General features: G+C 59.5%; 18 protein-coding genes. 7 read left to right on the forward strand and 11 right to left on the reverse strand.

Annotated elements, in window-relative coordinates; translation table 11 throughout:
• Positions 1–28 precede the first annotated feature (28 nt).
• Together VOI22_RS07975 and VOI22_RS07980 are read left to right on the forward strand one after the other, a co-directional pair.
• Complete coding sequence (locus VOI22_RS07975) at positions 29–994, forward strand: arginase family protein (RefSeq protein ID WP_323795981.1); 966 nt, start codon at positions 29–31, stop codon at positions 992–994.
• 189 nt (positions 995–1183) lie between these two features.
• Entirely contained in the window at positions 1184–1366 is a 183-nt protein-coding gene (locus tag VOI22_RS07980; RefSeq protein ID WP_028464582.1) for a hypothetical protein, read from the forward strand.
• A 30-nt stretch (positions 1367–1396) separates the two neighbouring features.
• On the opposite strand, the gene VOI22_RS07985 is transcribed toward VOI22_RS07980, so the two are convergent.
• From VOI22_RS07985 to VOI22_RS08010, 6 genes are all read right to left on the reverse strand, one after another.
• Positions 1397–2278: an N-formylglutamate amidohydrolase gene (locus VOI22_RS07985; RefSeq protein WP_323795982.1), complete on the reverse strand. Its 882-nt coding sequence runs from the start codon at positions 2276–2278 to the stop codon at positions 1397–1399.
• Positions 2265–3296 carry an oligopeptide/dipeptide ABC transporter ATP-binding protein gene (locus VOI22_RS07990; RefSeq protein ID WP_323795983.1) on the reverse strand — a complete coding sequence of 344 codons (1032 nt, stop codon included), beginning with the start codon at positions 3294–3296 and terminating at the stop codon, positions 2265–2267. Before VOI22_RS07990 ends, VOI22_RS07985 begins: the two co-directional genes overlap by 14 nt.
• A 4-nt stretch (positions 3297–3300) precedes the next feature.
• The gene (locus tag VOI22_RS07995) at positions 3301–4281 is read right to left on the reverse strand and encodes an ABC transporter ATP-binding protein (protein ID WP_323795984.1); all 981 of its coding nucleotides are present in this window, start codon (positions 4279–4281) and stop codon (positions 3301–3303) included.
• Positions 4282–4292: 11 nt separating this feature from the next.
• The gene (locus tag VOI22_RS08000) at positions 4293–5228 is read right to left on the reverse strand and encodes an ABC transporter permease (RefSeq protein WP_323795985.1); all 936 of its coding nucleotides are present in this window, start codon (positions 5226–5228) and stop codon (positions 4293–4295) included.
• Complete coding sequence (locus tag VOI22_RS08005) at positions 5225–6202, reverse strand: ABC transporter permease (RefSeq protein ID WP_323795986.1); 978 nt, start codon at positions 6200–6202, stop codon at positions 5225–5227. The genes VOI22_RS08000 and VOI22_RS08005 overlap by 4 nt, the downstream gene beginning before the upstream one ends.
• 70 nt (positions 6203–6272) lie before the next feature.
• Positions 6273–7880 carry an ABC transporter substrate-binding protein gene (locus VOI22_RS08010; protein ID WP_323795987.1) on the reverse strand — a complete coding sequence of 536 codons (1608 nt, stop codon included), beginning with the start codon at positions 7878–7880 and terminating at the stop codon, positions 6273–6275.
• Between the two features lie 221 nt (positions 7881–8101).
• Between VOI22_RS08010 and VOI22_RS08015 the strand changes: the two genes are divergently transcribed.
• A complete protein-coding gene (locus VOI22_RS08015) occupies positions 8102–9076 on the forward strand; it encodes a succinylglutamate desuccinylase/aspartoacylase domain-containing protein (protein ID WP_323795988.1) in 975 nt (324 codons plus the stop codon).
• Positions 9077–9160: 84 nt separating this feature from the next.
• Positions 9161–10282 carry an AbrB family transcriptional regulator gene (locus tag VOI22_RS08020; protein WP_323795989.1) on the forward strand — a complete coding sequence of 374 codons (1122 nt, stop codon included), beginning with the start codon at positions 9161–9163 and terminating at the stop codon, positions 10280–10282.
• A 59-nt stretch (positions 10283–10341) separates the two neighbouring features.
• On the opposite strand, the gene VOI22_RS08025 is transcribed toward VOI22_RS08020, so the two are convergent.
• From VOI22_RS08025 to VOI22_RS08035, 3 genes are all read right to left on the reverse strand, one after another.
• The gene (locus VOI22_RS08025) at positions 10342–10524 is read right to left on the reverse strand and encodes a hypothetical protein (RefSeq protein ID WP_323795990.1); all 183 of its coding nucleotides are present in this window, start codon (positions 10522–10524) and stop codon (positions 10342–10344) included.
• Between the two features lie 116 nt (positions 10525–10640).
• Positions 10641–11594 carry an alpha/beta hydrolase gene (locus VOI22_RS08030; protein WP_323795991.1) on the reverse strand — a complete coding sequence of 318 codons (954 nt, stop codon included), beginning with the start codon at positions 11592–11594 and terminating at the stop codon, positions 10641–10643.
• Positions 11587–12930 carry a glutamine synthetase family protein gene (locus tag VOI22_RS08035; RefSeq protein WP_323795992.1) on the reverse strand — a complete coding sequence of 448 codons (1344 nt, stop codon included), beginning with the start codon at positions 12928–12930 and terminating at the stop codon, positions 11587–11589. The genes VOI22_RS08030 and VOI22_RS08035 overlap by 8 nt, the downstream gene beginning before the upstream one ends.
• 93 nt (positions 12931–13023) lie before the next feature.
• Between VOI22_RS08035 and VOI22_RS08040 the strand changes: the two genes are divergently transcribed.
• Positions 13024–14301: an FAD-binding oxidoreductase gene (locus VOI22_RS08040; RefSeq protein WP_323795993.1), complete on the forward strand. Its 1278-nt coding sequence runs from the start codon at positions 13024–13026 to the stop codon at positions 14299–14301.
• A gap of 13 nt (positions 14302–14314) precedes the next feature.
• On the opposite strand, the gene ald is transcribed toward VOI22_RS08040, so the two are convergent.
• A complete protein-coding gene (gene ald, locus VOI22_RS08045) occupies positions 14315–15433 on the reverse strand; it encodes an alanine dehydrogenase (RefSeq protein WP_323795994.1) in 1119 nt (372 codons plus the stop codon).
• 180 nt (positions 15434–15613) lie between these two features.
• Here ald and VOI22_RS08050 point away from each other — a divergent pair, with 180 nt between their 5' ends.
• Together VOI22_RS08050 and VOI22_RS08055 are read left to right on the forward strand one after the other, a co-directional pair.
• Positions 15614–15778 carry a hypothetical protein gene (locus VOI22_RS08050; protein WP_323795995.1) on the forward strand — a complete coding sequence of 55 codons (165 nt, stop codon included), beginning with the start codon at positions 15614–15616 and terminating at the stop codon, positions 15776–15778.
• A gap of 134 nt (positions 15779–15912) precedes the next feature.
• On the forward strand, positions 15913–17079 hold the full coding sequence (locus VOI22_RS08055; RefSeq protein WP_323795996.1) for an FAD-binding oxidoreductase: 1167 nt from the start codon (positions 15913–15915) through the stop codon (positions 17077–17079).
• Positions 17080–17082: 3 nt separating this feature from the next.
• Here VOI22_RS08055 and VOI22_RS08060 read toward each other — a convergent pair whose 3' ends face one another.
• Positions 17083–19458 carry a transketolase-like TK C-terminal-containing protein gene (locus tag VOI22_RS08060; protein ID WP_323795997.1) on the reverse strand — a complete coding sequence of 792 codons (2376 nt, stop codon included), beginning with the start codon at positions 19456–19458 and terminating at the stop codon, positions 17083–17085.
• Positions 19459–19671: the final 213 nt, after the last annotated feature.

A 19671-nucleotide genomic window follows, 5' to 3' on the forward strand; every position in this document is an offset into this window, starting at 1 on the left:
TCTGCCTCACCCCTGACGGAAGCATGACATGACCGGAAAACCCGATCTCGGCGCCCTTTTCGGTGCGACGCCCGCCTCAACCTTTCTCGGGCTGGAAAAATGTGACGATCTGGATCGGATGGATGCATCCTCGGCCTACATCGGCGCTCCGGGCGCTACACCGTACGGCAGCGTTGGCGCCTATTGCCGGAACGCGCCCGACGCGCTGAGAAAAGCCACCTCATCGCTGACCGCAAATATCGACCGGCATAATTTCGATCTGGGTGGACCTGTCTTTCCGGCTGGCAGCCGCCGCGCCGTCGATTGTGGCGATCTGCCATTCAATGAAACTGACTTCGCGCGGAACCGGACAGTGATCCAGGACGCAATCAGGAAGATCGTCGGCAAAAGCGCGGTGCCAATTCTGGTCGGCGGCGACGATTCCGTGCCTATCCCAATGCTGGAGGCTCTTTCGGCCACCGGGCAGACCTATAGCGAGCTGCAGATCGACGCCCATATCGATTGGCGCAAATCCCATATGGATGAGGAATTAGGCCTCTCATCGACCATGCGTCGCGCATCGGAGATGCCCCATATCGAGCGTATCGTGCAGGTCGGCGCCCGCGGCATCGGCTCCGCCCATTCCGACGACCATGCTGATGCTATCGCCTGGGGCGCCGCATTCGTGACGGCACACGACATCCACCGGTCAGGTGTCGAGCCTGCGTTGGCATGCATTCCCGATGGCGCGAACATCATCGTCTGTATCGATGTCGATGCCCTCGACCCGTCCATCGTACCGGGTGTAATTGGAAGAACTCCCGGCGGCCTCGCCTATCATCATGTTCTGGATCTGATGACCGGAGCCGCTAGGAAAGGCCGTATCGCAGCGATGGATTTCGTCGAATACGTTCCAGAAGCGGATATTGACGGCCTTGGCGGCCTGGCAACCGCAGGCTTGATTTCAGCAGCCATGGGCATCCTTGCACGACAGGACGCCAGACTCCCCATATAGGCATCATCAACGCCAATTATTGCAAATTTTATATAAGCATTTCAGATAGCTGAAAGATAACGCCCACGTTTCTTTCGTTGTCGAAATGCATACATCCGAGCTAAATTAACGAATTGGTTACCGATTAGCCCGAATGATGTAGCGGCTAGACTTAAAAATAATATGGCATGAACCTCCTGGGAAAGAGTCATGACCGACTATTGGGATAGTTACGAAACTACGCAGACCAGCGAAGACGATCTCAAGGCCTATGTCGAGGAACGCAAAAAGCGCGCAGCGCAATATCTGCGAACTGCTAAAAAGGCTCAGGAGCACATCGAGAATCTTCAGCGGATCGAAGAAGCGCACCGCAAAGCCCTAGGCGAGAAATAGCCTCCGGACTGGCATTGGTTCGACCGCCTTTTAAACGGGTAGCACATGCCCGCTAAGCCATGCCGAGAATGCATCCAGATCCTCCTTCAAACGGATGAACCCTTCAGTTTTCCTCATCCGGTCCGGGTCCAGATAAAGCCGCCGGTTGATCTCTACCTGAATGGAATGGCGTCCTTCCGACGGCGCGCCATAGCGGCGGATCATTTCCGCGCCCTTGTAGGGATCATTGACTGAAACATCATACCCTCGCGCCCCGAGCCAGCTTGCGACGGCTTCGACGAGATCGGCATCCGCCGTCTCGCCCTCACTATCGCTGACCACGAAGTCCGGCCGCGCTTGGCCGTCATCCACATTCATCGGATTGCCGTAAGGCTTCATGGAATGCCAGTCGACATGCCAGACCGCACCATGCCGTGCATGCAGCCGGTCGAGGCTTTCCCGGACGGCATCATGGTAGGGCTGATAAAAGACCGCAATCCGTGCGGCAACCTCCTCGATTGACAGCGCTTCTGAATAAAGCGGCACATTGCGCAGGATATGCTTGCGGATGAGCCCCATGCCGCGCGCGCTCTTGTCCGTCGGATTGGCTCCATCGGGCCACGGGCCGGCCAGCAGCTCCTCGTCGATATCGTCGACGGCGCGGTTGGCATCGATATATGTGCGGGGGAACTCCGCCTGCACCAGTCCGATGCCGTGGTCGAGGCATCCTGAAACCAGCTCGTCCACAAATGCGTCCTCGCCGGTCCTGAGCTCCGCCAAGCTGACCGCCGTCACGAAGTCATGCGGGATGGTGCGCCCTGAATGGGGCGAGTCGAACAGGATCGGCACCGCGCCGGAAACCGGGTGGCGTTCTGTCAGAACGCCGTCTACCCGGCGGATCCGGATCGTGTTCGACGGCTCAGAGACCATCATTCAGGTGGCAGGCGGAAATCCGTCCGGGCGCAATCTCCCGGAGTGCCGGTTGTTCGACACGGCAGCGCTCGATCGCATGCGGGCAACGCGGGTGGAAATGGCATCCCGGCGGCGGATCAATCGGCGACGGGATCTCGCCCTTGACCGGAACGAACTTGCGCTTCCGTGTGTCAAGCCGCGGCACTTCACTGAGAAGGGCTTTGGTGTAGGGGTGGTTCGGCTCGCGGAACAGCTCGTCCGTCGGCGCGCTCTCGACCACGCGGCCGAGATACATGATGACGACCCTGTCACTCAGATGCTCGACGACGCCCAGATCGTGGCTGATGAAGAGATAGGTGAGGTTGAGATCCTCGCGCAGATCCATGAACAGGTTCAGAACCTGCGCCTGGATCGAGACATCGAGGGCGGCGACAGACTCGTCGCAAACCAGGAAATCCGGTTTCACCGCAAGCGCCCGGGCGATGCCGATGCGCTGCCGCTGCCCGCCGGAGAACTGGTGCGGATAGCGCTTTATATAGCTCGGGTCGAGACCGACCCGCAGCATCACGCTCTCGACGTACTCATCAAGCTCTCCTTTCGAGACGATGCCATGCACAAGCGGCGCCTCGCCAATGATATCGCGGACCCGCAGCCGCGGATTGAGCGAACTCATCGGGTCTTGAAAGATCATCTGGATCTTGAGCTGCACTTCACGGGCTTCGGCCCCTCTCAGCTCCGTCACGTCCTGGCCGCGATAAAACATGTGGCCTTCACTCGGCTCATGTACTCCCGCGACGACGCGACCGAGCGTGGATTTGCCACAGCCGGACTCGCCGACCAGACCGACCACCTCACCGTCGGCGATGGACAGCGACACACTGTCGACCGCGTGCACGGTTTCGTCGCGCACATTGGCTCCCAGCTTCTGGCCGATCCTGCCGGCAAGATCGAGATGCTTCACGAAGCGCTTGGAAATACCGTCCAGCTGGAGGATCGGTGTATCGGTCGCGGCGGCAGGCTTCTTCATTTGTGTTGTCATGGGTCTAGACCGCCTCAGTCGCGAGCGGATGATGGCACCGGACCTGTCGGCCCCCGGCAACCTCGGACAGAACCGGCGCGGTCTCGCAAACCGGAGTGGAATAGCTGCAGCGTGTCTTGAAGGCACAACCGACCGGCAGATTGAGCAGAGACGGGGTCATGCCCGGAATTTGCTGCAAGCGCTTGCCGCGGGCATTCCGGCTCGGCACGGACCCAATCAGGCCCGCCGTGTAAGGGTGTTGTGGCGCGTCCAGCACGCCGTCCACCTCGCCGGACTCGACCACGCGGCCGGCATACATCACCGCCACCTCATCCGCGAGCCCAGCAACGACGGAAAGATCGTGGGTAATCCAGATCATCGCCGTGCCTGTCTCCGCACAGAGCTTCTGCACCTCGTAAAGGATCTGGCCCTGGATCGTCACATCGAGCGCCGTGGTCGGCTCGTCCGCAACAATCAGTTCCGGCTTGTTCAGCAACGCGATGGCAATCGCAACGCGCTGACGCATGCCGCCGGAGAACTGGTGCGGATAACTCTTCAGCCGCTCTTCCGGTGCAGGAATACCAACCTGGCCGAGCGCATCGCGGCAGCGCTGGCGCGCTTCGTCGTCGCTCACCTTCTGGTGCGCCTTGATGGCCTCGATCATCTGCGTGTCGATACGCAGGACCGGGTTCAGCGTCATCATCGGATCCTGGAAGATCATGGCAATGTTGTTGCCACGCAACTGCCGCATCCGCTCCTGACTGGCACCGACGAGATTTTCCCCGCGATAGCGGATCTCGCCTCCTACCACCCGGCCCGGCTCGTCCACCAACCCGAGAATGGAGAATCCCGTCACCGTCTTGCCCGAGCCGGACTCGCCAACGAGTCCAAGGATCTTGCCTTTGCCAACGGAGAAACTGACGTCGTCGACCGCTTTCACAACACCGGCTTTGGTGAAGAAATGGGTCTGGAGATTACGGACCTCGAGGGTCGCCTGATCGCTCATCTGACCTGGACCTACTTCTGAAGACGGGGATTGAGAACGTCGCGCAGACGGTCGCCGACGAGATTGATCGTAACGATCGTGAACAGCAGGGCCAGCCCCGGATAGACGCTGATCCAGTATAAACCGCTCATGATGTACTCAAACCCGTTCGCAATCAGCAAGCCCAGCGACGGTTCCGTCACCGGCAAGCCGAGACCAAGGAAGGACAGCGTCGCTTCCAGCGAGATCGCATGCGCAACCTGCATGGTGGCGACCACGATCAGCGGCGGCAGACAGTTCGGCAGCATGTGCCGGAATATGACACGACGCTTGGACAGGCCTAGACAAGTTGCCGCCTCGATATACTCACGCCGACGCTCAACCAGAGCCGATCCACGCACCGTTCGCGCGTAATAGGCCCATTGCACCACGACGAGCGCGATGATGATCTTGTCGATTCCCTTGCCCAAAGTCGCGAGTAATACCAGAGCCACGAGGATGGCAGGAAAACTCAGCTGTATATCGACGATGCGCATGATCACGGTGTCGACCTTGCCACCGAAATAGGCCGCGCAGAGCCCGAAGGTCACGCCGATCAGCAGCGCAATGATACCGCTGCCGATACCGACGCCCAGGCTGATCCGCAATCCGTAGATCATGGCACTCACCATGTCCCTGCCCAGACCGTCGGTGCCGAGCACGGCAGTCACGCCATTCCCCATCTGCTCGCCCGGAGCAAGCTTGTTGTCCATGAACGTGACGGACGCGAGGTCATACGGGTCGGTCGGTGCAATGAGCGGCCCGAATAACGCTATCAAGACCACAACAAAAACACTGATCGCGCCGAACACGGCGATCTTGTTTTCCATATAATCGGCGACGAAACGGCGGAAGGGCGTTTCGACTTCCACAGCGGACTGGCTGTGTCCCGCTGCACCGTTATCTGTATTTTCCTGAACGGCGCTCATGACTTCATCTCCTGAAGACGAACACGCGGGTCGAGCACCGAATAGAGCACATCGACGATGAGGTTGATCACGACGAACAGCACCACGACGAACATCAAATAAGCGACGATCACCGGCCGATCGAGGAAATTGATTGAGTCGATCAGCAGCTTGCCCATTCCAGGCCAGGCGAAAACCGTTTCGGTCACAACCGAAAACGCAACCAGACCGCCGAACTCAAGCCCGAGCACCGTCACCACCGGGATCATGATGTTCTTGAACAAATGAACCCCGATGATCCGTGTATCGCTGAGCCCTTTGGCCCGGGCAAATTTGATGTAATCCTGATGCACCACTTCTCTGGTTCCAGCACGGGCCAAGCGAATAACCATCGAGAGTTTGAAAAGCGCGAGATTGACCGCCGGCAAAAAAACGTGTGACAGGCCGTCAAGCGTGAACAAGCTCAACTGAATACCGAAGACATCCACGGTTTCGCCCCGGCCGGAGGATGGCAACCATCCCATGATCACAGCAAAGAACAGGATCATCATGATGCCGACCCAGAAAGTCGGCAGACTGAAGCCGAGGATCGAGGTGGTCATGATGGTCTTGGAAATCCAGGAATTGGCGTTCAAGCCGGCATAGATGCCGAGCGGAATACCGAACACCACGGCGATGAAAAGCGCGGCAAATGCCAGCTCAAACGTAGCCGGCATACGCTCTGCGATCAGGTGCATCGCGGACTCCTGGAACACGAATGAGTTCCCCATGTCCCCCTGCAAGGCGTTCCCGATGAAGCGCAGATATTGAATGTAGAATGGCAAATCCAGTCCCATGGACTTGATGATTGCCTCACGTTCTGCCTGATCCGCGTCATCCGCGACCAGCATCTCGACGGGGTCGCCCACAAGAAACACGCCGCCGAACACAAGCAGCGACATGATAAGTACAACCAGAGCCGCCTGCAAAAGGCGGCGAATGACGAAGACGGTCATTCTTTATCCCAACACCAGCATGTTGAAGAACGCAGCCGGGCTAAAAAGCCCGGCTGCAATCCGCATTTCTTTATTCCGGCACGTAGTCAGATGCGAGCGTACGCTCGTCAGTGCGCGGATTGTATTTCAGGCCCTTCTTCGTGGCCCAAGTATTGACCTGGTAGTGGAGAGGAATGATGCCCTGATCTTCTCCAATGCCCATGTCCGTTGCTTTCGCAAGAAGTCCAGCGCGCTTGGTATCATCCACCGTCGCGAGAGCTTCAAGCAACATAGCATCCATTTTGGGGTTGGAGTGACGGCCGCGGTTGGACGCCCCCATACCCTTGGACTTGTCGTGTGTTGCGAGAAGCGACTTCAGCGGCGAGGACGCCTCACCGGTGCCAGAGCCCCAGCCGACCAGCACGAGGCTGAATTCCGGCAGACCCTCCGCACCAGAGGAGGCACGCTTGAAGAAGATGTTCTTGGTCATGGTCTCGACCTTGGTCGGGATACCATTACCGGTAAACAGCTGACCGATCGCTTCCAGGATCTTCGCGTCGTTGATGTAACGATCGTTCGGACCATGGATGGTTAGAGCAAAGCCATCGGGATAGCCCGCTTCCGCCAGCAATTTTTTGGCACCGGCCGGATCATAGGCTTCGACCTCGAGATTAGGTGAAACGCCGAAAAATCCTTCCGGCAGCAACTGTCCTGCAGGAATGGCAACGCCTTCCATCACCCGCTTCACGATCGCTTCACGGTTGATCATTTTGGACAGAGCCTTGCGGACACGCGGGTCCAGCAGCGGGTTTTTAATCTTGCTGCCGTCCTTGGCCGTCACAAAAGGTGAGTCCTCGCGGAACTGATCCAGGTGGAGATAGATCACGCGGTTTGAGATACCGGAGCTAAGAGTAACCCGTGGGTCCTTCTTCAGACGCTCCACATCAATCGTCGGCACGTTGTCGATGGCATCAACATCACCGGCAAGCAGTGCCGCCACGCGGGCCGGCTCGGACTTGATAAACTTGAAGGTCACCTTGTCCCAGGGCTGAGCAATCTCGCCGATATATCCATCGAATTTCTCGAGGATGATATGCTCACCCTTCTTCCATTCAACGAACTTGTAGGGACCCGAACCGACTGTCGCGGTGCCGTCATTGAAGTCCTTCGCCGAGATCCCTTTGTTCTTGCCGGAGCTATCCGTGCCTTTGGCTTCCGACGACATGATCATGACCGTCGTCATGTCGTTTGCCATCAGCGGATACGGCCTTTCGGTGACGATATGCAAAGTCAGATCATCGACCTTCACCAGCTTCTTACCCTTGGTGTAGGTCCGGAAGCTGGAATTGCCGCCTTCATAGCCATCAGCGCGCTCGAAGGAATAAATAACGTCATCAACCGTCAGGTCGGAACCATCGTGGAATTTCAACCCCTTACGCAGCTTGAATTCCCAAGTGGTGTCGTTGACCGTTTTCCACGACTCGGCGATGCTGCCAAAAATCTGCTGCTTCGAATCGAAGTCGACCAAACGAGAAAACACCTGTCCGATCATAGCGTTGTTCGGTGTCAGGTTGTGGAAATACGGGTCCATTGAGGACGGCTCGGACCGGATACCAATAACGATATCGGCCGCCATCACATTTGCGGTCATCGCGGACAACGCCACGGCCGCTAGGCCTAGCTTGCGCAGTGCCTTCATCCCTGCCTCCTGTTCAATAATCACAATTTGATTTTGCCCCGGCTTGATACCTGCCCGGTGCCATTTTGATCACGGGAGAATGGCCGATAAAATGAGACGCGGCAAGAGCTCTGGACTCGCCAAACCGAGGCCAGGCAACTTGCCGCCGGGAAAGTCTTCGGTTTACCATCATAGATTAATCCGGTTGCCTGCTCGGATCGCACCGATCAAGGAAGTCGCGTATGTCTGACATCGTCCGGGCAACCGCCCCGATCCACTATCCCGTGGAAATAGAGGCTCCGGACATTTCGGCCTATCGCGATGGCAATCGCGGCGTATCCTTTTTCACCACATTCGACTCCGGCATCCCTGGCCCGAAAGTCCTGATCACCGCCCTCGTCCATGGAAACGAGCTTTGCGGCGCTATTGCATTGGATCACCTGTTCCAGAACGACGTTCGACCACGTGTCGGATCGCTTACGCTCGGTTTTTGCAACGTGGCAGCCAACGCTGAATTCCGGGCTGATTATCCGGCATTCTCGAGATTCATCGATGAGGATTTCAACCGGGTCTGGGATCTCGATATCCTGGATAGCGATACCCATAGTCTTGAACGGGCAAGAGCGCGTGAAATCCGTCCTATCGTGGATGAAGCAGACTTCCTTCTCGACATCCATTCCATGCAGAATGCAACCGAGCCACTTGTCCTGGCCGGACGCCACGAGAAAGGCCCGCTACTCGCCGAGAGGGTCGGCGCACCGGGCCTGATCGTTCAAGATGCGGGCCATGCTTCCGGCCGCAGAATGCGCGATTACAGCTTCTTCAACGATCCCGGGGACCCTCGCAGCTCCCTGCTGGTCGAATGTGGCCAGCATTGGTCCCGCGCCGCCGCCGATGTTGCGGTAGACGTCACCTATCGTTTCCTGCATGCCATGGACATGATCGACGACGATCTGCTGGAGCGCCATGCCGGCCTACCCACAGCCCCAGCGCAAACCGTCATCGAGATCACGGATGCGATCACCGTCACGACGGATTCCTTCTTATTTCACGATGACTATGTCGGCATGGAAATTATCCCGAGGGCGGGGACGGAAATCGGCCTCGACGGGGATAAACCCATACGAACGCCGCACGACAATTGCGTCCTCGTCATGCCATCCCGGCGCCTGAGCCTCGGCCTGACAGCAGTCAGACTCGGTCGATTTGTTGAATAGAGACAACGAACTGCTCTAGGATTGCGGTCCTTCCCCGGTATGCAAGTGCCCCGACCTGCAAGAAAGCGTTCGGCGATCGCCGAAGTGAATCAAGAATTGACCGATACCAAGGCGTCCGCCACACCTGAGTCCGAATCCACCATCAGCACCAGTCCGAAAGAAAACAAGCCCGGCGGAATTCAGCGCGCTCTTCTTGCACTCGCCATCGGCAGCGCGGGCGGTTTCCTCTTTGCCTATCTGAAACTGCCCCTGCCCTGGATGATGGGGGCAATGGTCGCGACGACGGTATGCTCTATTGCCGGTCTGAATATAGGCCTGCCGTCCACCGTGCGCATGGCCATGGTCGCCATTCTCGGGGTGATGCTCGGCAGCGCCTTCTCGCCGGCTTTGCTGGACCATATTGGTAAATGGGCCATCTCCGTGACCGGCCTGCTGGTCTACGGCGTCGTTGCTCTGGTTCTGGTCCTGGTCTTTCTTCGGCGCTTTGCCCGGTACGACCCGGTCACCGCCTATTTCTCATCATCTCCCGGCGGCCTGAACGAGATGGTGATCGTCGGCAAGGCCATGGGCGGCGATGAAAGGATCATTGCCCTGACCCATGCCTCCCGCATCCTGATCGTGGTGATGATCATCCCGTTCATGTTCCGGATGTTTGGCGACTACCACCCGCAACCCGGCATGCTACCGCCCGGCTCCGGCTTTGACCTGCCGATGCATGAATGGGCACTGATGGCGGGTTGCGCGGTGATCGGACCGATCATCGCCATGCGTCTAAAGCTACCGGCCGCGCCGCTGCTTGGCGCCATGGTGCTGAGCATGGCCGTCCATTTGACCGGCCTGAGCAAGAGCGCGCCGCCCAGCATGCTCATAGCCGCTGCACAGGTTGTTCTCGGCACCGGCGTCGGCTGCCGCTTCGCCGGCACGGCCGTCAGCGAAGTCCTGAAGATCATCCGCACCTCTTTCGGTGCCTCGGTCATTCTGCTGGTTACCGCCGTTGGCGCCGGTTTCCTGTTGCAGGACATCACCGGCCTGCCCTGGTACGTGCTGGTGCTGGCCTATGCCCCGGGCGGGCTTGCGGAGATGAGCATGGTCGCGCTCGGCATCGGCCAGGATGTGGCGTTCGTTGCCACCCACCATCTGTTCCGCATCGCCTTCATCGTCATCCTGGCGCCAATCGCCTTCCGGCTGATCCGGCGCTGGTTCTAACCCGCCGGTCGTGACGCCTTCCCTGCGGGCCAAGTACATCGCGCAATTTGGGGCCAGGTCTACCCCCGGAAACGCACCACGATCTGGGCACGCCGCGCGGCCTCCTCATTCTCGGCATGTTGCGGCGTTGCCTTGACCCCAAGCTCACGTTGCTTGTACCGGTCGATATCGACCTGGGTCAGATCCATCAGATCACAAAGCCAGATCGTAAAATTGGCGAAGAGCCGTTCGATCAAAAGCACAGGTTTCCTCCGGAAGCGGCACTCTGGATGTCCCTCATGGATATCTAAGCACCGGCCAATCCCGGAGAAAACCATTCATTCAATTCCAAATGGAGACGGCCCAGCCGTCAAACGAGTCAGGCCCGGCGTTCCAGGAAGCCATCGATCTCGGCCCAGACGGCATGCCGCACCGCGTCGCATTCAAGCAGAAGCTCATGCGCGCCTTCGGCAAAACTGACGAGCCGCGCATCCGGCAGTATCGCGGCGACTTCCCGCTGCCCCGCATTGCTGACGATCCGCTCGCGTCCGGCGCTCAGGATCAGCACCGGGATGCGGACGCGCGAAAGATAGGATGGACGCTTCACCAGCCTGATCGACCGGAACGCCGAATAGACCCAGGCGAAGGTAGGTCCGCCTAGTGCAACATCCGGGTTGATCTCGATCTGCTCATGAATGCGGTCGAAGCGGGCGCGGTCCGTTGTCAGCGGATTGTTCTCGTATCGCATCTGACCCGGCACATAAGGCCCCGCGCCGGGGATGAAACAATCCCCCAGACCGAGACGCACCATCGTCTTTGCCAGACCATAGGCCGCCATTCGCGGCCAGGTTCCGGTGAGGATGTCAGCCATTGGCGCGCACAGGACCGCGCGCTCGAACAGATCCGGATGATCGTGTGCCGCGCGCAAGGCCAGATGCCCGCCCATGGAATGCCCCATAATGACGTGCGGTCCTGGCAACTCCGCGAACCGGGTTATCCGCAGCACTTCCTCAAGATCGTTGAGAAAGTGCTGCATGTCGGGGATATGGCCCTTGCGGCGGTGCGGCAATAACCGGTCGGAAAGCCCCTGCCCGCGCCAGTCGAACGTGATGACGCCATAACCACGGGCACGGAGGGCCGCAATGCTCTCCAGTCCCTTCTCGATGAACTCGGTGAAGCCGGCCAGCATAAGCACCGTCCCCGCCGCCTTCCCCGCTGGAGCAGGAAACCGGGCAATGCGGAGACGGACCCCGTCCGCCATCTTTGGAAACTCGGCGGTGCCGCCGGTGCTTTCGATGGTCGGGACCGGGCCCAGAGCACTCACATCAGACATTGAGGAGCAAGTACTCCCGCTCCCAGGCACTGATAACCTTTTGATAGGCCGCTGATTCCGCGAGCTTCACAGACGTGAAGACGTCGACGAAGCGCTGCCCCATGATCTCCTTCAGCGGCTTGGCCCGGTTCAGCCGCAACAGAGCGTCTTCCAGATGACGCGGCAGCTTTGCAGCAAGCGCATAGGCGCTTGTATCGATCGGTGCCGAAGGCTCAATCTTCTCTTCCAAGCCGAGATAACCACAGGCCAGAGAGGCGGCCATCGCGAGGTAGGGATTGACGTCCGCCCCGGCGACCCGGTTCTCCACCCGTCGCTCGTTTGGTTTCGAGATCGGCACCCGCAGACCAGTGGTCCTGTTATCGACACCCCAGTGCATGTTGATCGGCGCATCGCTATCAGGGATCAGGCGCCGGTAAGAATTCACATAAGGCGCAAGAAACGGCAGGGCCGCCGGCAGATATTTCTGCAGACCGCCGATGAAGTGCAGGAAGTCCTCGGAATGACTGCCATCTTCGTTCGCGAAGAGATTCCGGCCGCTTTTCACATCGTAGAGGCTCTGATGCACATGCATCGCGCTGCCCGGCTCGTCCTGCATGGGTTTTGCCATGAAGGTGGCGTAGACGCCGTGATCCAGCGCCGCCTGCCGGACGGTCCGTTTGAACAGGAAGGTCTGATCCGCAAGGTCGAGCGCATCGCCGTGGTTGAAGTTGATCTCCATCTGCGCGGCGCCGGACTCATGGCTCAGCGTGTCGATATCGATCTCCTGCGCCTCGCAATAGTCGTAGATATCCTCGAACAGCGGATCGAACTCGTTCACCGCGTCGATACCGAAGGCCTGACGGGCAGTCTCCGGACGGCCGGACCTGCCGATAGGCGGCTCGAGCGGATAATCAGGGTCCGGGTTCACCTTGACGAGGAAGAACTCCAGCTCCGGCGCGACGACCGGGCGCCAGCCCTTGTCCGCATAAAGTTGCAGGATCTTTTTCAGCACCATGCGCGGCGATATATCGACCGGACGACCGTCCTGATAATAGGCGTCGTTGATAATCTGGGCCGTCGGTTCCTTGTACCAGGGCACCATCCGTATCGTATCCGCCTGCGGCGCCAGAAAAATGTCGCTGCGCCGAGGATCGAGATCCTTTTCCTCGATATAGCTGCCAGTCACATCCTGACCGAAGATAGCCTCCGGCAGACGCAGACCGCGTTCTCCTATCCCGTCCAGAAATTTCGCCGCGGGCAGGATCTTGCCGCGAGGGATGCCGGCATGGTCGGAAACCATGCATTCGACTTCCGTTATCCGTCTTTCACTGATCCAGGATTTAAGATCGACTGACATAAATGCTCCGCGAGCCGTTTCAACATGATCATGCGCCTCGCCCGGGGACGACAAGCGTGATAGGGCTCCGATATCTGAAAACGGATAAGCGCAATGACTACCGCAACCTATTACCACGCATTCACATCCGAGGACGAGCGGCGTCCGCAGCTGAACGGCGAAATCGACGCAGATATTTGCATCATCGGCGGCGGCCTGACCGGTGTCTCGGCAGCCTTGCATCTGGCGGAGCGCGGATTCAACACGGTCCTGCTCGAAGCCGGTCGGATCGGCGACGGTGCCTCGGGCCGCAACGGCGGTCAAATCTGCATGGGCTATAGCTGTGGCATGGAGGTGTTCGAACGTGCCGCCGGAATGGATGCGGCGCAGCGCTTCTGGGCCATGGCCGACGAAGCCATCGAGGATATACAGGTCCGCATCGCCCGCCACGCCATCAAGGCGGATTACCGGCGCGGCTATATTCATGCAGCTCTGAACAACCGGCAGGAGCGCGGCCTCGAGGAGATGGCCGAGTCGTGGTCGAAAACCTACGGCTTCACCGATCTCAAAATGCTGAACCGCGCCGAGACGGAAGCGGCAACCGGCTCACAACTCTACTGCGCATCATTGCTGGAGCACGGCAGCGGGCATATGAACCCGCTTGCCTATCTCTACGGCCTGGCACAAGCCGCTCAGACTGCCGGAGCCCTAATCTTCGAGGAAAGCCGGGCCATCGCCATCCAGAAGGGCGCGACGGTCACAATCGAAACCAATAGCGGCCGGGTCAAAGCGCGAATGCTGGTGCTGGCCGGCAATGCATATCTCGATGCTCTCGTGCCGGAAATCCGTTACCGCGTCGCCCCCGTGCTCAGCGCCGTTGCCGCCACGGCCCCTCTAAGTGCTGATCAAGCCTCCCGCATCCTGCCCGGAGAAGAGGCCGTCGCGGACTCGAATACCGCACTCAACTATTTCCGGAGGACCGTCGATAATCGCCTGCTGTTCGGCGGACTCGCCAGTTATTCCGGCCGGCCCATAACGAATGCGGCGGATGCCCTGCGCCGGTGTATGGCCAAGGTCTATCCGGAACTGAGCGATGTTGTGATCGACCATGCCTGGTCCGGGAAAATCGCCATCACCACCGGCCGGATGCCTGATTTCGGACGGATCGGCAGCAATATCTACTACGCGCAGGGTTTCTCCGGGCACGGTCTGGCCCTGACCGGTTTTGCCGGCAAGATCATCGCAGAAGCCGTGGCGGGCGACGCCGGGCGACTCGATATGTTCGCCCGGCTGCCCAACCTGCGCTTCCCCGGAGGCCCTGCCCGGACAGCCCTGCTTGCCCTCGGCATGGCCTGGTTCAAGATGCGGGACCTGCTCGGCCTGTCGAAATAGACCGAGCTGGCTCCTACAATCCCAGCGCCTCCTGCGGCGTCTTGAAAACCATACCGTGCGAGTCCGCTACTGCCTTGTAGGTTATCTCGCCGCGGTGAACGTTCAGCCCCTGCATCAGATGAAGGTCATCGGCAAGTGCCTGGCGGTGTCCCTTGTCAGCAAGAGCGAGAACGAACGGCAGCGTGGCGTTGTTCAGCGCAAAGGTCGATGTCCGCGCAACGCCGCCAGGCATGTTCGCGACGCAATAATGAACCACATCATGAACCATGTAGGTCGGCTCCCGGTGGGTCGTCGCGCGAGAGGTCTCGAAGCAGCCACCCTGATCAATCGCGACATCAACAAGGACGGAGCCACGCTGCATTTTGGCGACCAGCGCATCCGTTACCAGTTTCGGCGCGGCAGCCCCCGGGACCAATACGGCACCGACCACCAGATCCGCGGCCATCACATGCTCTTCGATCGCATCCACCGTCGAATAGATCGTGTTCAGCATCGGCCCGAACTGGAGGTCGAGTTCATAAAGCCGCTCAAGGCTGCGGTCGATGACCGTCACCTTGGCTTCCAGCCCCATCGCCATACGCGCCGCGTTGGTGCCGACCACACCGCCTCCGATGACAACGACATTCCCCGCCGGAACACCCGGCACACCGCCAAGCAGGGTTCCGCTGCCGCCTTGCGCCTTCTCAAGGCAATGGGCGCCGGCTTGTATCGCCATCCGCCCCGCGACTTCGCTCATCGGCGCCAACAGAGGCAGGCCGCCGCGGGCACTGGTGACGGTCTCATAAGCGATTGCAATAGCACCGCTGTCGATCAGGCCTTTGGTCTGGGCCAGATCCGGCGCCAGATGCAGATACGTGAAAAGGATCTGTCCCTCACGCAGCATCTTGCATTCCGCCGCCTGCGGCTCCTTCACCTTGACGATCATGTCCGCCTTGGAGAACACCTCATCCGCAGTTCCCGCGATTTCGGCACCGGCGGCGATATACCGGTCATCATCGAGACCGATGCCATAGCCGGCATGGGTCTCGACAAGGACCTTATGACCATGATGAACCAGCTCCCGGACGCTGGACGGGATCAGTCCGACCCGGTTTTCATCCGACTTTATTTCTCTGGGCACGCCAATCAGCATGGTGTCCTCCCTGATTGAGATTTGAGGCAGTTTCCCGACACTCTTTCGAACTCGCACTGCACCCTGTCAAGTTAGGGATACTAGCTCAACGATAGCTGGTCTTTTCTCGCCACAATACGGTCACGATTGATCACGAGAATTTCTTTTGTCAGAACGTCGGACGGCTCCTAGGCTGTTCACATGAAGGTGTCTCTGTTCGTCTATATCGGACAGCGGAGTGACACGGGGGAGAAGGTCATGGCCATGGAAGCTGGAAATCTGAAACGCTCTTGCGTCGTTCTCGGCGCGATTGTTTTCAATGTTCTGGTCTGGCTGACCGCGGCACTGCCGCATCTGGTTGTTTGATCGGGGTCACGAATTCAATCTGGCGATCCGTTCGTTCGTGAACGCTGGATGTTCACGCGGATACGTCACTGGCACTGGAAGTGATCCACGATCGGCACTAGGATTCCGGCTCTGAGTTTGCCGGAGAATATCTCATGTACCGCCATATCATCGTCGGTCGGGGCCTGATCGGTTCCGCAGCCGCACGCCATCTTTCCTCCTGGCAGGATGGAGTCGCCGTCATCGGCCCGGATGAACCTGCAGACAGGCAAACTCACTCAGGTGTATTCGGCAGCCATTATGACGAAGGCCGCCTGACCCGGATTTTCGATCCGGAGCCCGAATGGTCAATCACCGCTGCACGCTCCATCGGCCGCTATCCGGAAATCGAGACTGAGAGCGGCATCACTTTCTTCACCCCGGCCGGGTTTCTCAAAATCGTCGGATCGGAAGACCCCGTCATCAAACCGGCCGTTGCTCTGGCACGGGAGAATGGCGGGAACGCCACCGTGATCGGCTCAAACGAAATGCGCGAGCTCTATCCCTTCCTTTCGCTGCCCGACGATTGCGCGGGCATCAGGGAGACCGAGACCGCCGGCCACCTAAGCCCGCGCGCACTGGTCAAGGCACAGACGACGATCGCCAAGAAACAGGGCGCCGAGATCATCAACGCCGCCGTCACCAAGATCGATGTCCAGAGCAGCCATGTCAGCGTCAGCACCGATGACGGACAGACCCTTACGGCTGAACGTGTACTGGTCGCAACAGGCGGCTACACGACAGCCATGAAGCTGCTGCCAAGGCCGCTCGCTACGACGGTCTATGCCCGCACAATCCTGCTGATCCGGGTCACCGAACCTGCTGCCGAAGCATTGCAGGCCATGCCCACCATCATCGACCGGTATGCCGGCTCTTACATACTGCCTCCTATCCGTTATCCGGACGGGCATCTCTACGTGAAGATCGGTATCGGAACGGAAGCCGACGCCCAACTGGCAACCGTCGACGACCTGACAGACTGGTTCAAATCCAAGGGTTCAGAGCGTAACCGGGTGGAGCTTACCGACGTCTTCGAAGGCCTTATTCCGGTGCTGAAGGACTGCCCTGACCGACACACGGATACCTGCGTGACCACCTTCAGCACCTCAGGCCTGCCCTATATCGACTATGTGGCCGGGGACCGGCTTGCCGTTGCCATTTGCGGTAACGGTAAAGGGGCAAAGGGGTCGGACGACTGGGGGTACGCCGCCGCCCGATTGCTGGAGGGCGGCGACTGGGACCATCCGGTTCCGCGCTACAAGCTAAAAGCTGTATTCGCCTGAGACTCAGACCGCCATCGGCGTGCCTCGCGCCTTGTCAACGCAGGCTGCCGCAACCGCATCCATGATCGCTTCAGCGTCAATGCCGTGGGTCTGGTAGAGGTCCGGCAGATCGCCGGACTGGCCGAACGACGTGACACCAAGCGGGAACAGGCGGCGGCCAAGCGCGCTGCCGATCCAGCTCAAATTCGCCGGATGACCATCCTGCACGGTGATGATCCTGGTTTCCGGGCCGAGCCCGCCCATCAGTTTCTCCAGATGCGGAACAGGGGCGTCCGGGCGGCGCACGCGCGCCTGCCAGTCAGCATAGAGCCGGTCCGCACTGGTGACCGCGAGCACACCGACACCCGGCAGCTCTTCCTCCAGCATCTCGCGGGCCTGCAGCACTTCCGGAACCACCGCACCTGTATAGACGATCACGGCCGGTGCCTGCGGGTCCGGCTCACGCAGCCAGTAACCACCAGAGACAATGTCGTGCCTGAGATCGGCGGTCATCTCCCGCTCCGGCTGCTCCTGCGGCCGTGTCGAGAGTCGGAGGTAAACCGCCCCACCATCATCCGCCTGCATGTAGTTGAAGCCCCAAGCCATGATCTCCGCCACCTCGTCCGCATAGGCGGGCTCGAAGCTCAGCAGGCCCGATTGGCCCATGCCGATCAGCGGCGTCGAAACCGATTGGTGCGCCCCACCTTCCGGAGCGAGCGATATCCCGGAAGGGGTCGCCACGACCATGAAACGGGCGCCCTGGTAGCAGGCGTAATTCAATGAATCGAGACCACGCGCGATGAATGGATCGTAGAGTGTACCGACCGGCAACAGCCGTGTGCCGAATAGCGGCCCCGATAAGCCGAGCGAGGCCAGCATCAGAAACAGATTGCTCTCCGCGATACCGAGCTCGAAATGCTGCCCGCCACCATGCCGCAGCCATTTCTGCGCAGACGCCACCTTCTCGTCCCGGAAGACATCGTTCCGCATGTCGAGGCTGAAAATACCTCGCTGGTTCACCCAGGGGCCGAGATTGGTCGAGACCGTCACGTCCGGCGAGGTGGTGACGATGCGGGAGGCGAGCGCAGAGTTGCCGCGCGCCAGCTCGTTCAGTACGGCCCCGAAGGCCTGCTGTGTCGATGTCTTCGCGGCACGCTTCGGCACGATGCTCTCCGGCAGCTCCACTTTGGCTGCATGATGAATACGCGATCCGCCCCGATTGAAGGAAACACCAGCGAGATAGTCCCGCACCTCTTCCGCCGGCATGTCGAGATTGGCGAACGGGTCCCACTCGTCCCCTTCCGGCACCCCCATATGAGATCGGAACAGCTCCATCTGGTCCGGCGTCATCAGGCCTGCGTGGTTGTCCTTGTGTCCGGCGAGCGGTGTGTTGAAGCCCTTCACCGTGTAGGCGATGAAGCATTGCGGGCTATCGTCTGAAACCCCGTGGAAAGCGTCCAGCACCGCTTCCATGTCGTGCCCGGCAAGGTTGGTCATCAGGGCATGCAGGGTCTCGTCGTCATGGTTGTCGAGGATCGATTTGATGCCTTTGACCCCGTGCAGATCGCGCTTCAGATGATCCCGCCAGGTGCTGTCACCGCCGGCCTGCCCCTTGAAGGTCAGCGCGCTGTAGAGATCGTTCGGGCAATCGTCGATCCAGTTCCGCAGCACTTCCCCGCCAGGCTGCAGAAACACCTTTTCCAATTTCTTGCCGTATTTCAGCATGTTGACGTTCCAGTCGACCGTGCCGAAGAACTGCCGGATCTTCTGGAACAAGCCATCCGAAACCACACCGTCCAGGCTCTGCCGGTTGTAGTCGATCACCCACCAGAGGTTCCGGACGTCGTATTTCCAGCCCTCCAGCATGGCCTCGTAGATATTACCCTCGTCCAGCTCCGCATCGCCCATGACAGCGATCATGCGGCCGGCCGGCTGCTGCTGCAGGCCCTGGTCCTGCACAAGGTGATGCAGCCGGACGTAATCCTGCACCATGGAAGCGAACAGCGTCATGGCAACACCGAGGCCGACAGAGCCGGTCGAAAAATCCACCTCGTCCCGGTCTTTAGTGCGCGAGGGATAGGATTGCGCGCCACCAAGCGCCCGGAAACTCTCCAGCGCCGACTGGTCCTGCCGCCCCATCATGTACTGGATGGCATGGAATATGGGGCTTGCATGCGGCTTCACCGCGACCCGGTCCTGCGGCTTCAGGACGTCAAAATAGAGCGCCGTCATCAGCGTCGAGACGGACGCGCAGGAAGCCTGATGCCCGCCGACCTTGATCCCATCGCGCGACGGCCGGACATGGTTGGCGTTATGGATCATCCACATGGCAAGCCAGAGAACTTTCTTCTCCAGCTCACGCAGGGTTTCGATCTTGTTTTGCGGCTCTATCAGGCCCATCTCGGCCTCCTGAAAACGGATGATTTCGGGAGAACTATGGGGTTCGCGTAATAATCCGTCGATAGGGGGCGGTAAGTTCGCAATGATCGGTCTGACAATTGAATTAGGTCTGCAAGTTTTCTGCCCCGCAGGTCCTAATCGGAACTTTGTTGCGTATCTGGAGTCCTCGACCAGAGCGTAATTCGCAACAGGATTCGAATTTCTGCCTTGCTT

The sequence above is a fragment of the Nisaea sp. genome (assembly GCF_034670185.1).
Taxonomy (GTDB): domain Bacteria; phylum Pseudomonadota; class Alphaproteobacteria; order Thalassobaculales; family Thalassobaculaceae; genus Nisaea.

Bases quoted from the DNA above. Each gene is read 5' to 3' on its own strand.
- VOI22_RS08060 (WP_323795997.1), bottom strand. From the start codon at position 19,458: ATGGGCCTGATAGAGCCGCAAAACAAGATCGAAACCCTGCGTGAGCTG.
- VOI22_RS08030 (WP_323795991.1), bottom strand. From the start codon at position 11,594: ATGTCTGATGTGAGTGCTCTGGGCCCGGTCCCGACCATCGAAAGCACC.
- VOI22_RS08050 (WP_323795995.1), top strand. From the start codon at position 15,614: ATGAAGGTGTCTCTGTTCGTCTATATCGGACAGCGGAGTGACACGGGG.
- VOI22_RS08015 (WP_323795988.1), top strand. From the start codon at position 8,102: ATGTCTGACATCGTCCGGGCAACCGCCCCGATCCACTATCCCGTGGAA.
- VOI22_RS08005 (WP_323795986.1), bottom strand. From the start codon at position 6,202: ATGACCGTCTTCGTCATTCGCCGCCTTTTGCAGGCGGCTCTGGTTGTA.
- VOI22_RS07980 (WP_028464582.1), top strand. From the start codon at position 1,184: ATGACCGACTATTGGGATAGTTACGAAACTACGCAGACCAGCGAAGAC.
- VOI22_RS08000 (WP_323795985.1), bottom strand. From the start codon at position 5,228: ATGAGCGCCGTTCAGGAAAATACAGATAACGGTGCAGCGGGACACAGC.
- ald (WP_323795994.1), bottom strand. From the start codon at position 15,433: ATGCTGATTGGCGTGCCCAGAGAAATAAAGTCGGATGAAAACCGGGTC.
- VOI22_RS08010 (WP_323795987.1), bottom strand. From the start codon at position 7,880: ATGAAGGCACTGCGCAAGCTAGGCCTAGCGGCCGTGGCGTTGTCCGCG.
- VOI22_RS07995 (WP_323795984.1), bottom strand. From the start codon at position 4,281: ATGAGCGATCAGGCGACCCTCGAGGTCCGTAATCTCCAGACCCATTTC.
- VOI22_RS07975 (WP_323795981.1), top strand. From the start codon at position 29: ATGACCGGAAAACCCGATCTCGGCGCCCTTTTCGGTGCGACGCCCGCC.
- VOI22_RS07990 (WP_323795983.1), bottom strand. From the start codon at position 3,296: ATGACAACACAAATGAAGAAGCCTGCCGCCGCGACCGATACACCGATC.
- VOI22_RS08055 (WP_323795996.1), top strand. From the start codon at position 15,913: ATGTACCGCCATATCATCGTCGGTCGGGGCCTGATCGGTTCCGCAGCC.
- VOI22_RS08035 (WP_323795992.1), bottom strand. From the start codon at position 12,930: ATGTCAGTCGATCTTAAATCCTGGATCAGTGAAAGACGGATAACGGAA.
- VOI22_RS08040 (WP_323795993.1), top strand. From the start codon at position 13,024: ATGACTACCGCAACCTATTACCACGCATTCACATCCGAGGACGAGCGG.
- VOI22_RS07985 (WP_323795982.1), bottom strand. From the start codon at position 2,278: ATGATGGTCTCTGAGCCGTCGAACACGATCCGGATCCGCCGGGTAGAC.